Origin of the sequence: Halomonas sp. 3A7M, from assembly GCF_014897875.1 — a bacterium.
Classification (GTDB): domain Bacteria; phylum Pseudomonadota; class Gammaproteobacteria; order Pseudomonadales; family Halomonadaceae; genus Vreelandella.
The window spans coordinates 106,364-118,524 of the sequence record NZ_JABUZD010000162.1 but is presented as its reverse complement, the minus strand read 5'-3'; the positions used below and the strand labels follow the sequence as shown (position 1 = coordinate 118,524).

The following is a 12,161-nucleotide window of genomic DNA, read 5'->3' as shown; positions in this document are numbered from 1 at the left end:
CCAGCAGCTTATCAAACGCTAGCTAAACGCTGTTCGAGCGCTTTAAGCATGGTAGACCACCAGGGCCACAGAACAGCACTGATCAGTGATGGAATCAAAAAAGACAAATGGATTGAAAAATCCCCCGTCAGCGTGCGTAACCACTGCTCAATCAACTGCACCAAGCCTAATAAGACCAGCACGAGAACAGACTGCTGTACTAAAGAGTAAGCGCGAAAGCGGGGGTAAACCAGGGCGCATAAGAAGGCCAACAGCGACAATATCAGAGCATGCTGACCTAACGCGGTACCTTCGATCAAATCCATCAGAATGCCGATAACAAAGCCATGAAAAACACCCACTCTATCCGGCGTTCGCATGCACCAGTAAATCAGCATTAGCCCTATCCACTCAGGACGGTAGACTTGCCACCCTTCAGCTAAAGGCATCACTTGCAAGCACAATGCAAGGACAAGCGTAAACCATACAAAGATAAGCGATACGACCGGCGTCTTAGCCATTACTGCACCTCTCGTGCAGCATCCTGCTGCAAACCAATACGCTGGGCAGCGTGCAGTGCAGCGGCTGAAATATCCATACCCTCTCCCCAAATAGTATCCTCTATCTCTTCACGGGGCGGCGGGAACAACAATAGGAAGTGACGTGAACGCTGCAACTGAGCAGAGGGCTCTGCGGTCACTTGAGCGAAAGGCTGACCTGGGTCGTGGTAAACGTCGGTGACCCTAGCAACGGGATGGCCTGGCGGGAAGCGTCCTGCCAACCCTGACGTGGTCAGCAGATCACCTTCACGAATGTCTGCTGTATCCGGCACATGCAAAACATTCACGCTTCCGTAACGACCAGCTCCCTGCACAATAAATCGCAGGCCATTACGATTCACTTGAACGGGCAATGCATGGCTCGCATCAGCCAGTAACAGAACGCGGCTTGAGTACGCCGACACAGCAGTCACTTGCCCCACCAAGCCAAAAGCATCAATCACCGGCTGACCGACATAAGCACCATTTCGATGCCCCCGGTCAACCACCATCTGATGACTAAAAGGATCATTATCTAGCGACAGTAGCTCAGCAGTTATGTACGGAATATCTCTACGCTGAGCTGCCTTCAGAAGATCACGTAATTCGGCATTCTCCGCGGTTAGATTCGCCAACCGCTGACCACGATGTGAAAGCGTCAAAATTTGCTCACGCAGGCGACGATTCTCATCGACGAGCGCTTGCTGGTCAGAAAGCGCAAGCGCCCCCCAGTTAAGCAGATCGCTAGGCACGCTAACGACCCACTGAATTGGGGCAACAATCATCGTCATTTGGGCGCGCACATCTTCCATGCGGGTAAATCGCTGGTCGGCAAACATTAAAATGCTTGCCAATAGCACACAGAAGAATAGCCGATACCCTGGCAATGACGCGTGCGAAAATAGCGGTTTAATAGGCAATCCCCCGCGATAAACCGCTACGATCAGTCGCTCGACAGCAACTCGAAGGTATGCTGATCAATCATTTCCAGTGCCTTGCCGCCACCGCGGGCCACACAGGTGAGCGGATCTTCAGCCACAATCACCGGCAAGCCTGTCTCTTCAGCGATTAATTTATCGAGATCACGCAACAGTGCGCCACCTCCTGTCAGCACCAAGCCACGCTCAGCGATATCGGAAGCCAACTCAGGTGGTGATTGCTCAAGAGCACTCTTGACCGCTGCCACAATAGATCCCAAGGTTTCTTGAAGCGCTTCGAGAATCTCATGGGAGTTCAGTGTGAAACTACGCGGTATGCCTTCCGCTAGGTTACGTCCACGCACATCAATTTCACGCAGTTCGCCCCCGGGATAAGCACAACCGATCTCTTCTTTGATTCGCTCAGCGGTGGCTTCACCAATCAAGCTGCCGTAGTGACGACGCACATACGCAGTGATGGCCTCGTCAAAGCGGTCACCACCGACACGAATAGATTCTGAATAAACCACGCCGTTGAGCGAAATAATGGCAATCTCGGTAGTACCACCACCGATATCAACCACCATTGAGCCCTGCGCTTCTTCAACCGGAAGCCCGGCACCAATTGCGGCGGCCATCGGCTCTTCGATTAAAAACACTTCACGAGCACCAGCACCTTCCGCCGACTCGCGAATAGCGCGCCGCTCAACCTGCGTTGACATGCAGGGAACGCACACCAAAACGCGAGGACTGGGCGTTAAGAAGGTGCTTTGATGCACTTTACGAATAAAGTGCTGAAGCATCTGCTCTGTCACGGTGAAGTCGGCAATAACACCATCTTTCATCGGGCGGATGGCGGTAATATTGCCTGGCGTGCGACCGAGCATACGTTTGGCGTCGGTGCCAACCGATGCCACGCTGCGCATGTTGCCAGACTGGCGGATAGCGACTACGGACGGTTCATCGAGAACGATGCCACGACCGCGTACATAAATCAGTGTGTTGGCCGTACCCAAGTCGATCGACAGATCGCTGGAAAACAGCCCCCTCAAACGTTTGAACATGGATGTTGTTACCTAGTGCAGACCGGGAACCCTGTGCGGATGCAAACGGTATCACCGCTACCCCTTGGCAGCAAGCACGAGTCGTGCCTAATACTGCCCGTTAGGGCCAATATGTGGTACCTTTTGCGGCTATTTTCTACGTCTGCTACACAAGACGAATTTAAGATGACCGTATGTATACCGCTGAACGCGGAATATGTTCCATCACGTTTGCGAGGAAAATTCGATCATGGCGCTTGAAGAATCTCATGTGCGCCGGGCCGCACACTTGGCCCGACTCGCCGTTAGCGATGACCAAGCCAGTGGTTTTGTCGACGATCTAAGCCGCATCCTGGACATGGTCGACCAGCTACAAAGCCTGGACACCGATGGCGTTGCGCCGCTTGCGCACCCGCTGGATGCCACACAGCGGCTGCGAGCCGACGAAGTCACGGAAACTAATCAGCGCGACGCTTTCCAGCGCTGTGCTCCGGCAGTAGAAAATGGCCTGTATCTCGTACCCCGCGTGGTGGAGTAGCCAGATTACCACGCACAGGCCGCTATTTTCTGCTCTTTCTATTCGCCCCCGAACGGAGCTTCCGGGTCATGCATGATAAAACCGTAACGCAGCTTGCCGCCGCCCTGAAAAGCGGTGAGCTTTCCAGCCGAGAGCTGACTTCACACTTTTTACAGCGTATCGAGCAAGCTGATGGCGCGCTCAATAGCTTTATTACTGTCACCGCCGAGCAAGCACTTGATCAGGCAGAAGCTGCCGACAATGCGCGTGCTGCAGGCAAGGCTGGCAAGCTAACAGGCATTCCCTTCGCACTGAAAGATATCTTTTGTACTCAAGGGGTGAAAACCAGCTGCGGTTCGAAAATGCTCGATAATTTTATCGCGCCTTACAATGCCACCGTGGTAGAAAAACTTAACGCAGCGGGCACCATTAGCCTGGGCAAAACCAACATGGACGAGTTCGCTATGGGCTCTTCCAACGAAAATAGCTATTTTGGCGCGGTCAAAAACCCCTGGGACCTTACTGCGGTTCCCGGTGGCAGCTCAGGTGGCAGTGCCGCCGCAGTAGCAGCAGGCCTTGTCCCTGCTGCGATGGGCACAGATACCGGCGGCTCTATTCGCCAACCCGCGGCATTTTGCGGCATTACCGGCTTGAAGCCTACGTATGGCCGCGTTTCTCGCTATGGCATTATTGCCTATGCGTCTAGCCTCGATCAGGCTGGCCCTATGGCGAAAAGTGCTGAAGACTGCGCGCACCTGCTCAATGTTATTGCTGGCCATGATGTACGTGATTCCACCAGCGTTGCCCGCGGCGTTCCCGACTACACAGAAACGCTCAATGCACCGCTTTCTGGCCTCAAAATCGGCCTGCCAAAGGAGTACTTTGGTGATGGTTTAGACGCTGACGTCGAAAAAGCGGTCCGCGAGGCAGTGAAAGTATATGAATCATTAGGAGCGACCGTACGCGAAGTGAGCCTGCCGCATACCCACTATGCGATTCCGGCTTATTACGTTATCGCCCCCGCAGAGGCGTCCTCGAATCTCTCCCGCTATGATGGCGTGCGCTTCGGGCATCGCTGCGATGCACCGGCTGATCTTATTGATCTCTACACGCGGTCTCGTGCGGAAGGCTTCGGCGATGAGGTGAAGCGGCGCATCCTGATTGGCACACACACGCTTTCTGAAGGCTTTTTTGACGCCTACTACACCAAAGCGCAGAAAGTGCGTCGTTTGATTCGACAGGACTTCCTGGACGCCTTTGAAGACGTAGACGTACTGATGGGGCCCGCATCGCCAACGCCCGCGTTTGATCTTGGCGCTAAGAAAGATCCGGTGTCCATGTATCTACAGGACATTTACACCATCGCCGTTAACCTAGCCGGCATTCCTGGCATCAGTGTTCCTGCAGGCTTTTCCAATGGCCGTCCGGTTGGCCTGCAGATCCTGGGTACCCACTTTGCAGAAGCACAGCTGCTAAACGTGGCTCACCAGTTCCAGCAAGCCACTGATTGGCACTTACAACGCCCTGCTTTTGCCGAGGAGAACGCCTAATGCAATGGGAAACCGTGATTGGGCTGGAAGTACACGTTCAGCTCGCAACTCGTTCGAAAATTTTCTCCGGCGCTTCCACCGCTTTTGGTGCAGAACCGAACACTCAAGCCTGTGCTGTTGACCTTGGCTTACCCGGCGTTCTGCCTGTGCTGAACGAGCAGGCCGTTGCCATGGCCGTTCAATTTGGGCTTGCGGTACACGCCGACATTCCTGAAGTATCGGTGTTCGACCGTAAAAACTACTTCTATCCCGATTTGCCCAAGGGCTACCAAACCAGCCAGATGTATCATCCGATCGTCGGCGCAGGTGATGTTGAAATCACCCTAGATGACGAATCGACCAAGCGTATTCGTATTCATCACGCCCATCTTGAAGAAGACGCTGGCAAGTCGCTGCACGAAGACTTCCATGGCATGACGGGCATCGACCTTAACCGGGCGGGCACACCGCTACTGGAAATCGTCTCTGAACCGGATATGCGCAGCGCAAAAGAGGCCGCCGCGTATCTCAAAGCGATTCACTCTATTGTGACCTATTTGGGCATTTCCGACGGCAATATGGCGGAAGGCTCAATGCGCTGCGATGTTAACGTTTCAGTGCGCCCTAAAGGCCAAGAAGCCTTCGGTACTCGCGCGGAAATCAAAAACGTCAACTCGTTCCGCTTTGTTGAGCGCGCGATTGCTTATGAGGTCGAGCGCCAGATTGAGCTGATCGAAGACGGTGGCAAGGTCGTGCAGGAAACCCGCCTGTTTGATCCTGAGCGCGATGAAACCCGCAGTATGCGTACCAAAGAGGAAGCTAACGACTATCGCTACTTCCCCTGCCCGGATCTGTTACCCGTGGTGTTAGATCAAGCTTACCTTGATCATCTTCGCAGCCAGTTGCCAGAACTTCCTGCCGACAAACGGGCGCGTTTCCAGAGTGAGCTAGGCTTATCGGTCTATGATGCCCACGTACTGTCTGCTAGCCGAGAAATGGCCGAGTTTTTCGAAGAAGTACAACAAGTGTGCGGCGATGCTAAACAAGCCGCTAACTGGGTACAAGGGGAGCTTTCGGGTGCGCTTAACCGTGAGAACCTAAGCATTCAGAACAGCCCGGTTTCCGCAAAACAGCTCGGCGAGCTGATTAGTCGCGTACTGGATGACACCATTAACGGCAAAGCCGCTAAGCAAGTCTTCCAAGCACTGTGGAATGGACAAGGCGATAGCGCCGACGCCGTCATTGACGCAAAAGGCTTGAAGCAAGTAACGGATACTGGCGCGATCGAAGCGATGATTGACCAGGTTATCGCAGAGAGCCCGGCTCAGGTTGCTCAATATCGTGATTCTGAGCCAGAGAAACGCGGCAAGATGATTGGTTACTTCGTTGGCCAAGTCATGAAGGCATCTCGCGGCACGGCGAATCCGCAGCAAGTTAATGGCTTGTTAAAAGAGAAGCTGGACGCATTGCTGTAACGTCGACCGACAAGTGACAGCAATGTCATAGCGGCTGCCTCGGCAGCCGCTTTTTTTGTGTCTATAACAACTGGCTTGGCTGGGTAAAGCGTTTTAGCTGCGCGCAACCGGCGGCCCACACGTCAGCCTCCAGCTCTGCAATGGCGGCGGTAGGAAAGCCAATTCCCTGGCTCGGCACTCCTTCTACTAACAGGCCCGCCAGCTCACCCACCAGCGGCATATGACTGACGAGCATAATCGGGGCATCTGCAGATTGATTTAGCAGCCATTCACTGACATCACCAGGTGAATCTTCCGGGGTAATAAACGCCAATGTATTAAGTTGCACACCCAAAGCATCACAGATCCGCTGAGCTGTCTGCTGAGCTCGTACAAAAGGGCTGGCATAAATCGTGGGGGAAGATAGTTCACCCTGCTCAATACGCATGGCCAGCCAGCGGGCCATTTTTTCGGCTTCAAGCTCACCACGAGGCGTTAATCGGCGCGATTGATCGGGAAACCCCGATGCAGCCTCACCATGGCGCATAACTAGCACACTAGGCATTCCTGCCTCCATTTTCACGGTGGGCTTGCTGAACAGCCTCACGAGGCAGAATAAATTCCACATCACTGCTTTGCTCGCCCATCATCAGAGTGCGTGCCATCTCCTGAGCCGGAACACCTTCAAACAGCACGCGATTCAGGCCCTCAGCCAGCGGCATATAAACACCCATTTCACGCGCTTTAGCGCAGACAAGCTTGACGGTATTTACCCCTTCAGCTACTTGACCTAATGCCGACACTGCCTCATCAAGACCTCGCCCTTCCCCCATGGCGTAGCCAACCCGATAGTTACGGGATAGATTTGAAGAGCAGGTAACGATTAAATCACCGACGCCAGCCAAGCCTAAAAACGTCATCGGGTTAGCACCCTGCGCAACTGCAAAGCGGCTCATTTCTGCTAGTGCTCGCGTCATCAGCATGCTGCGAGTGTTCTCCCCCATACCCAGCGCTGCCGCCATACCTGCGGCAATGGCGTAGATATTTTTAAGCGCCCCACCCAGCTCAACGCCATGACGATCATTACTGGCATAGACGCGAAAATAGCGACAGCCTAACGCTTGCTGCACCCGCGTTCTGGTAAGCGCATCGGCGCTGGCAATGACGGTGGCGGTCAACTGCTTATCAGCGATTTCGGACGCTAAATTAGGCCCCGCTATGACGCCGACGTGGGGAAACCCAGTTTCCTGCTCAAGCACCTGACTCATTAGCAAAAAGCTATCTTGCTCAATACCTTTGGTGGTGCTGACCAGAATTTGTTCCGGGGTTAACCAGGGTTTGGCAGCTTGAACAACACTGCGAAACGCTTTGGAAGGGATAGCAATCAGCACTAACTCAGCGTCTTCTAGCACCGATTGAAGATCGGTAGACGCGATGACGGCGGGATTAATTACATAATGTGGTAGATAGCGCCCATTGCGATGCTCGTGATTTATTTGCGTCACCAAAGCTTCATCGCGCATCCACTGGCGCACCTTTGCGCCATTATCTGCTGCAATACTCGCCAGAGCGGTACCAAAACTTCCGCCCCCCAGCACTGCGACATTCATCTGCTGCTCATCAGCCATGACGATATCCTGATCATTGGTCTCGTGCGTTTAGCGCTTACTTTATCATCATCTCTATTAAAACAAGCGGCCCGCTTGGATATCCAAGCGGGCCGCGTCGATCAACTACTGATTTATCAAGCCGTTAAGACGTTATTAAGCCGCTTAACATAGGCAGCGGGGTCATCAAGATGACCGCCTTCAGCGATGATCGCCTGATCCAGCAAAATATGCGCCAACTGGCCAAACAGGTCGCCGTCAGCATTTTCCAGACGCGCCACCAGAGCATGGTTGGGGTTTAGCTCCAGAATAGGCTTCACCTCGGGCAATGGCTGGCCAGCAGCTTCCATAATCCGACGCATCTGATAGCCCATTTCATGCTCAGGAAGCACGACACAGGCGGGCGAATCAGTTAAGCGGTGGGTAATTTTCACCTCTTGAACACCCTCGCTTAACGCTTCTTTGACGCGCTTAACCAAGTCTTCTTTGGCTTTAGCTGTTTCTTCCTGAGCTTTCTTCTCTTCCTCGTCTTCCACATCGCCAAGGTCCAACTCACCTTTAGCCACATCGGCAAACGATTTACCATCAAACTCGGTGAGATGACTCATTAGCCACTCGTCAATACGGTCCGATAGCAGCAGCACTTCGATACCTTTCTTACGGAAGATCTCTAAGTGCGGGCTATTTTTCGCCGCATTAAAGCTGTCGGCGACCACGTAGTAAATCTTCTTCTGCCCCTCTTTCATACGCTCAACGTAGTCGACCAGTGACTGCTCCTGGGCGGCAGTATCGGTATGCGTTGAAGCAAAACGGAGCAGGCCAGCAATCTTTTCGCGATTGGCGGCGTCTTCACCTGGCCCCTCTTTTAGCACGCTGCCAAATGTATTCCAGAAGGTCTGGTACTGCTCATTGTCTTTCGCCAACTTCTTGAGCATATCCAACGCACGCTTGGTCAACGCACCCTTGATCTTATCGACCTTGGGGTCTTGCTGGAGCAGCTCACGAGAAACGTTCAGAGAGAGATCGCGGGTATCTAATACGCCCTTGATAAAACGCAGATACAGGGGCAAGAACTGCTCCGCGTCGTCCATAATGAACACACGCTGAACATACAGTTTAACGCCTCGCGCGCCATCACGATCGAACATGTCAAACGGTGCACGACCCGGCACATACAGCAGGCTGGTGTACTCCAGCTTACCCTCAACCTTATTGTGGCTCCAGGTCAGCGGATCGCTAAAATCGTGGGCAACGTGCTTGTAAAATGCCTTGTACTCGTCCTCAGTGACATCGCTTTTCGGACGAGCCCATAACGCAGTCGCTTCGTTAACCGTTTCCCACGTGGTGATTTCACTGCCTTCAATATCGTTGCCTTCGTCGTCCTTCGCCGTTTCGGTTTTAGGCATACGTACGGGCACTTCAATATGGTCGGAGTATTTGCGCACTAGCCCTTGCAGGCGATAGTCGTCGGCAAACTCTTTAGCATCGTCTTTAAGATGCAGCGTGATTTCAGTACCGTGACGTTCACACTCAATATCAGCAACGGTGAACTCACCCTCACCCTTTGAGCGCCACTCGACCCCTGCTGAGGCGTCAGTGCCCGCTTTGCGGGTGTGTACCGTCACTTCATCAGCAACGATAAATCCAGAGTAGAAACCTACCCCGAACTGGCCAATCAACTTAGCGTCTTTCTGCTGCTCGCCAGAGAGCTGCTTTAGGAACTCTGCGGTACCTGAGCGTGCGATAGTACCCAGATTCGCAATGACATCATCGCGATTCATGCCAATGCCATTATCACGTAGCGTGATGGTGTTAGCCTCGCGATCATGCTCAATTTCAATGCGCAGCTCGCTGTCACCTTCATAAAGCGCATCGTTATCAAGTGCGGCATAACGCAGTTTGTCACAGGCATCAGCTGAGTTAGAGATCAGCTCGCGTAAAAATATCTCCCGGTTAGAGTACAGGGAGTGAATCATTAAATTTAGGAGTTGCTTAACTTCCGTTTGAAAGCCAAGAGTTTCTTCCTGGGTTGCCGTCGTCATGCGCTTAGCCCTCATTAATCACGTTGTGCTTGGCGCTCCTGCCTAACGTTAGGCAAGAGCGGAAAAGGTTGTGAACTCAATATGGGGATAAGCGGCGGGATTTCAAGAAGGTGAGTGAGAAGAAGCGGCTGGCGTTTGCTCTGCATATTTCCAATTACGATATTCTGACAGGTGGGCATCGACACGATTAAGTAACCAACCTACGATCAAAACATCATCAACAATGCCAATCATTACGAGAAAGTCGGGAATAAGATCAAAAGGCATGACAAGATAAGCAAGTGCTAGCGCCATCAGCCCAAAGGCCGACCAGGGAATAGGGCGAAAACTGCCTCGCAGCACGTCACGCGTCATAGGCAAAAACAGCTTTAGAGCTCGGCCAATGCGTTTCACTGCCCATACACGTGTTTTGAGCCGTCGAAACAACCACCACGTAGACATTCGTGCCATCGTTATTGAATCCTCTAGGTTTCGTAATTATCAGAACATTGTTGGCACATTTAGTTCATCATCGACCCAGCAATACAGTTCTAGCACTATAGCGGCTAGACACCATTAGCGAGCAAGAGGGAGTGCCATGCAAGCTTCGCCATTTCGATTAACATTTCGCAGCCTATTTGCGGCAATGCTCATCGGCTTACCAACTGCCTCCTGGGCAACATCTGACTCAGCGATGCGTGAGGCACTTGAAGCTGCACGTCAACAGCAGTGGCAACAGATCAATGACCGCGCGATAGAGGGGCATATCCTTAGCGGCTATGTTGACTACCATCGCCTACGTAGCCAATTGCCTAATGCAGCCCCCAGTCAAGTGCTGCAGTTTATCGAGCGCCATGCTGATTCACCGCTATCAGAATGGATGCGTGGCCAAGCGATCGCAAAGTATGGCTATGCGGGCCGATTTGGCGACCTGCTTGCCGTTGCTGACGGCGTACCAACAGGCACTGCTCGTCAGTGTTACTACTACACAGCTCTCTTGGATAGAGCACCTGCTGAAGCTCGCGAAGCGGGGCTTGAGCTGTGGCTCGTGGGTAGCTCCCAGCCAGATGCCTGCGACCCGCTGTTCAATCGCCTTCGCGCGGATGGCACCATTGATGCCACGGCAATTTGGGAGCGTAAAATGCTCGCCTGGCAGGCGGGCGAAGAGCGCTTAAGCAGCTATCTAGGCGGGTTGTTGAGCAGTCAGTGGCAAACAGCACTGAATACCGCTGAAACGGTCATAAACTCATCAGGCGCGCTTGCCTCAGCACCTACCTGTCTTGGCCCTGAATGCGCTGCCACGGCGGCGTTTTATAAAGCCGCCATGCAGCGCTACACGCGTGAAAACACCCCAGCAGCCTTCTCAACGTGGCAAGCCATTGGGCCACGCCTCAACTTAGCCCATACTGACCGCCAAGCGATCGAAGAAGAACTTGCGTTTTATGCACTCGTACGCAACGTTCCTGGCACCCTTTCCTGGGTCGACAGCGTCCTACCCTCGCTGAACAGCGAACGCGTATTAGAGTTGCGCGTTCGCGACGCTCTGGCCAAAAGACAGTGGACCGATGTCGTCCACTGGATCACTGAAATGCCTAGCAGTCAGCAGGAAAGTAGCCGCTGGCAGTACTGGCTAGCCAGGGCCAATGAGCAACTGGGTAATCGTGACGCAGCGTTAGCGCGTTACCAACAAGCAGCAACCGACCGAAGTTTCTATGGCTTTGCTGCTGCCGAAAAACTCAACCAACCCTACCAGCTCAACTTAGAACGCAACCATTTTGACGAAACCACTAGGGCACAAACGGCACGCCTGCCGGTGGTTCAGCGCACTGAAGCACTCCTACGTATAGGCGAAGATGGGTTAGCCAACAGCGAGTGGCTATATGCCGTACAGAATGGCACACCTTATCAGGCGCGGGCGCTCGCCGATTACGCCGCTCACCAGCAGTGGCATGCTCGCTTAGTGCAAACCACGATTGCAGCTGAAATGTGGGACGCGCTGGATTGGCGTTTCCCAGCGGCTTATCGTGATAGCTTCCTACATTGGGGCCGCATAACCGGCGTCGACCCTTATTTACTGATGGCCATTACCCGGCGTGAAAGTGCTTACAACCCAGTCGCCCTTTCGCCTGCGGGTGCCCGGGGATTAATGCAGTTAATGCCAGGCACTGCTAGCCAAGTTAGTCGTCAACTGGGGCTAAATGATCCAGGTCCTTACGGCGTTTTAGAGCCTGAGCTTAATATTCGCTTAGGTAGCACCTACTTGCGTGACAAGCTGGAACGCTATCAAGGTAATCGGTTGGCCGCCACCGCCGCTTATAACGCAGGACCAGGCAGAGTAGATCAATGGCTAGGCAACAACAGCATGGAATCGTTTGACCTGTTTGTAGAAAGCATTCCTTTCCGGGAAACCCGAGATTATGTACAGGCCGTGTTGAGCTACCGGGTCATTTTCGAAAGCCTGGCAAACGGCGGCAACAGCGAGGGCGTCTCACTACTTAGTGAGAGTGAGCAGGCCGTTCGCTATGATCGCGCGCTGCTTGTAAGCCGATAACCTC

Annotated in this window: 11 protein-coding genes; 4 read left to right on the top strand and 7 right to left on the bottom strand. The window is 53.3% G+C overall.

Annotated features, from left to right (window positions below; translation table 11 throughout):
• Positions 1–11: 11 nt before the first annotated feature.
• The 3 genes from mreD to INT19_RS14400 are packed head-to-tail and all read right to left on the bottom strand — an operon-like array spanning position 12 to position 2,499.
• Entirely contained in the window at positions 12–500 is a 489-nt protein-coding gene (gene mreD / locus INT19_RS14410; protein ID WP_038485544.1) for a rod shape-determining protein MreD, read from the bottom strand.
• On the bottom strand, positions 500–1,438 hold the full coding sequence (mreC, locus tag INT19_RS14405) for a rod shape-determining protein MreC (protein ID WP_193061282.1): 939 nt from the start codon (positions 1,436–1,438) through the stop codon (positions 500–502). The genes mreD and mreC overlap by 1 nt, the downstream gene beginning before the upstream one ends.
• A gap of 23 nt (positions 1,439–1,461) precedes the next feature.
• On the bottom strand, positions 1,462–2,499 hold the full coding sequence (locus INT19_RS14400; RefSeq protein ID WP_009721960.1) for a rod shape-determining protein: 1,038 nt from the start codon (positions 2,497–2,499) through the stop codon (positions 1,462–1,464).
• Positions 2,500–2,728: 229 nt separating this feature from the next.
• Between INT19_RS14400 and gatC the strand changes: the two genes are divergently transcribed.
• The 3 genes from gatC to gatB all read left to right on the top strand — a co-directional run bounded on the left by gatC (position 2,729) and on the right by gatB (position 5,999).
• Positions 2,729–3,016, top strand: a complete 288-nt coding sequence (gatC, locus tag INT19_RS14395) for an Asp-tRNA(Asn)/Glu-tRNA(Gln) amidotransferase subunit GatC (RefSeq protein WP_083005849.1) — start codon at positions 2,729–2,731, stop codon at positions 3,014–3,016.
• A 68-nt stretch (positions 3,017–3,084) separates the two neighbouring features.
• Positions 3,085–4,545: an Asp-tRNA(Asn)/Glu-tRNA(Gln) amidotransferase subunit GatA gene (gene gatA, locus INT19_RS14390; protein ID WP_193061281.1), complete on the top strand. Its 1,461-nt coding sequence runs from the start codon at positions 3,085–3,087 to the stop codon at positions 4,543–4,545.
• On the top strand, positions 4,545–5,999 hold the full coding sequence (gene gatB, locus INT19_RS14385; protein WP_193061280.1) for an Asp-tRNA(Asn)/Glu-tRNA(Gln) amidotransferase subunit GatB: 1,455 nt from the start codon (positions 4,545–4,547) through the stop codon (positions 5,997–5,999). Before gatA ends, gatB begins: the two co-directional genes overlap by 1 nt.
• 61 nt (positions 6,000–6,060) lie before the next feature.
• Here gatB and sixA read toward each other — a convergent pair whose 3' ends face one another.
• The 4 genes from sixA to INT19_RS14365 all read right to left on the bottom strand — a co-directional run bounded on the left by sixA (position 6,061) and on the right by INT19_RS14365 (position 10,077).
• Positions 6,061–6,543 carry a phosphohistidine phosphatase SixA gene (gene sixA / locus INT19_RS14380; protein ID WP_193061279.1) on the bottom strand — a complete coding sequence of 161 codons (483 nt, stop codon included), beginning with the start codon at positions 6,541–6,543 and terminating at the stop codon, positions 6,061–6,063.
• Complete coding sequence (locus INT19_RS14375; RefSeq protein ID WP_089037623.1) at positions 6,536–7,606, bottom strand: NAD(P)H-dependent glycerol-3-phosphate dehydrogenase; 1,071 nt, start codon at positions 7,604–7,606, stop codon at positions 6,536–6,538. The genes sixA and INT19_RS14375 overlap by 8 nt, the downstream gene beginning before the upstream one ends.
• Before the next feature lie 116 nt (positions 7,607–7,722).
• Entirely contained in the window at positions 7,723–9,627 is a 1,905-nt protein-coding gene (gene htpG, locus INT19_RS14370) for a molecular chaperone HtpG (protein ID WP_193061278.1), read from the bottom strand.
• Between the two features lie 102 nt (positions 9,628–9,729).
• On the bottom strand, positions 9,730–10,077 hold the full coding sequence (locus INT19_RS14365; protein ID WP_193061277.1) for a YkvA family protein: 348 nt from the start codon (positions 10,075–10,077) through the stop codon (positions 9,730–9,732).
• 127 nt (positions 10,078–10,204) lie between these two features.
• On the opposite strand from INT19_RS14365, the gene INT19_RS14360 reads away from it, so the two are divergent.
• On the top strand, positions 10,205–12,157 hold the full coding sequence (locus INT19_RS14360) for a transglycosylase SLT domain-containing protein (protein WP_193061276.1): 1,953 nt from the start codon (positions 10,205–10,207) through the stop codon (positions 12,155–12,157).
• Positions 12,158–12,161 lie beyond the last annotated feature (4 nt).

What these genes read in the sequence shown, in the direction of transcription:
- INT19_RS14400 (WP_009721960.1), bottom strand. Translation starts at nt 2,499, where the DNA reads ATGTTCAAACGTTTGAGGGGGCTGTTTTCCAGCGATCTGTCGATCGAC.
- INT19_RS14375 (WP_089037623.1), bottom strand. Translation starts at nt 7,606, where the DNA reads ATGGCTGATGAGCAGCAGATGAATGTCGCAGTGCTGGGGGGCGGAAGT.
- INT19_RS14365 (WP_193061277.1), bottom strand. Translation starts at nt 10,077, where the DNA reads ATGGCACGAATGTCTACGTGGTGGTTGTTTCGACGGCTCAAAACACGT.
- INT19_RS14360 (WP_193061276.1), top strand. Translation starts at nt 10,205, where the DNA reads ATGCAAGCTTCGCCATTTCGATTAACATTTCGCAGCCTATTTGCGGCA.
- mreD (WP_038485544.1), bottom strand. Translation starts at nt 500, where the DNA reads ATGGCTAAGACGCCGGTCGTATCGCTTATCTTTGTATGGTTTACGCTT.
- htpG (WP_193061278.1), bottom strand. Translation starts at nt 9,627, where the DNA reads ATGACGACGGCAACCCAGGAAGAAACTCTTGGCTTTCAAACGGAAGTT.
- gatC (WP_083005849.1), top strand. Translation starts at nt 2,729, where the DNA reads ATGGCGCTTGAAGAATCTCATGTGCGCCGGGCCGCACACTTGGCCCGA.
- gatB (WP_193061280.1), top strand. Translation starts at nt 4,545, where the DNA reads ATGCAATGGGAAACCGTGATTGGGCTGGAAGTACACGTTCAGCTCGCA.
- sixA (WP_193061279.1), bottom strand. Translation starts at nt 6,543, where the DNA reads ATGCCTAGTGTGCTAGTTATGCGCCATGGTGAGGCTGCATCGGGGTTT.
- gatA (WP_193061281.1), top strand. Translation starts at nt 3,085, where the DNA reads ATGCATGATAAAACCGTAACGCAGCTTGCCGCCGCCCTGAAAAGCGGT.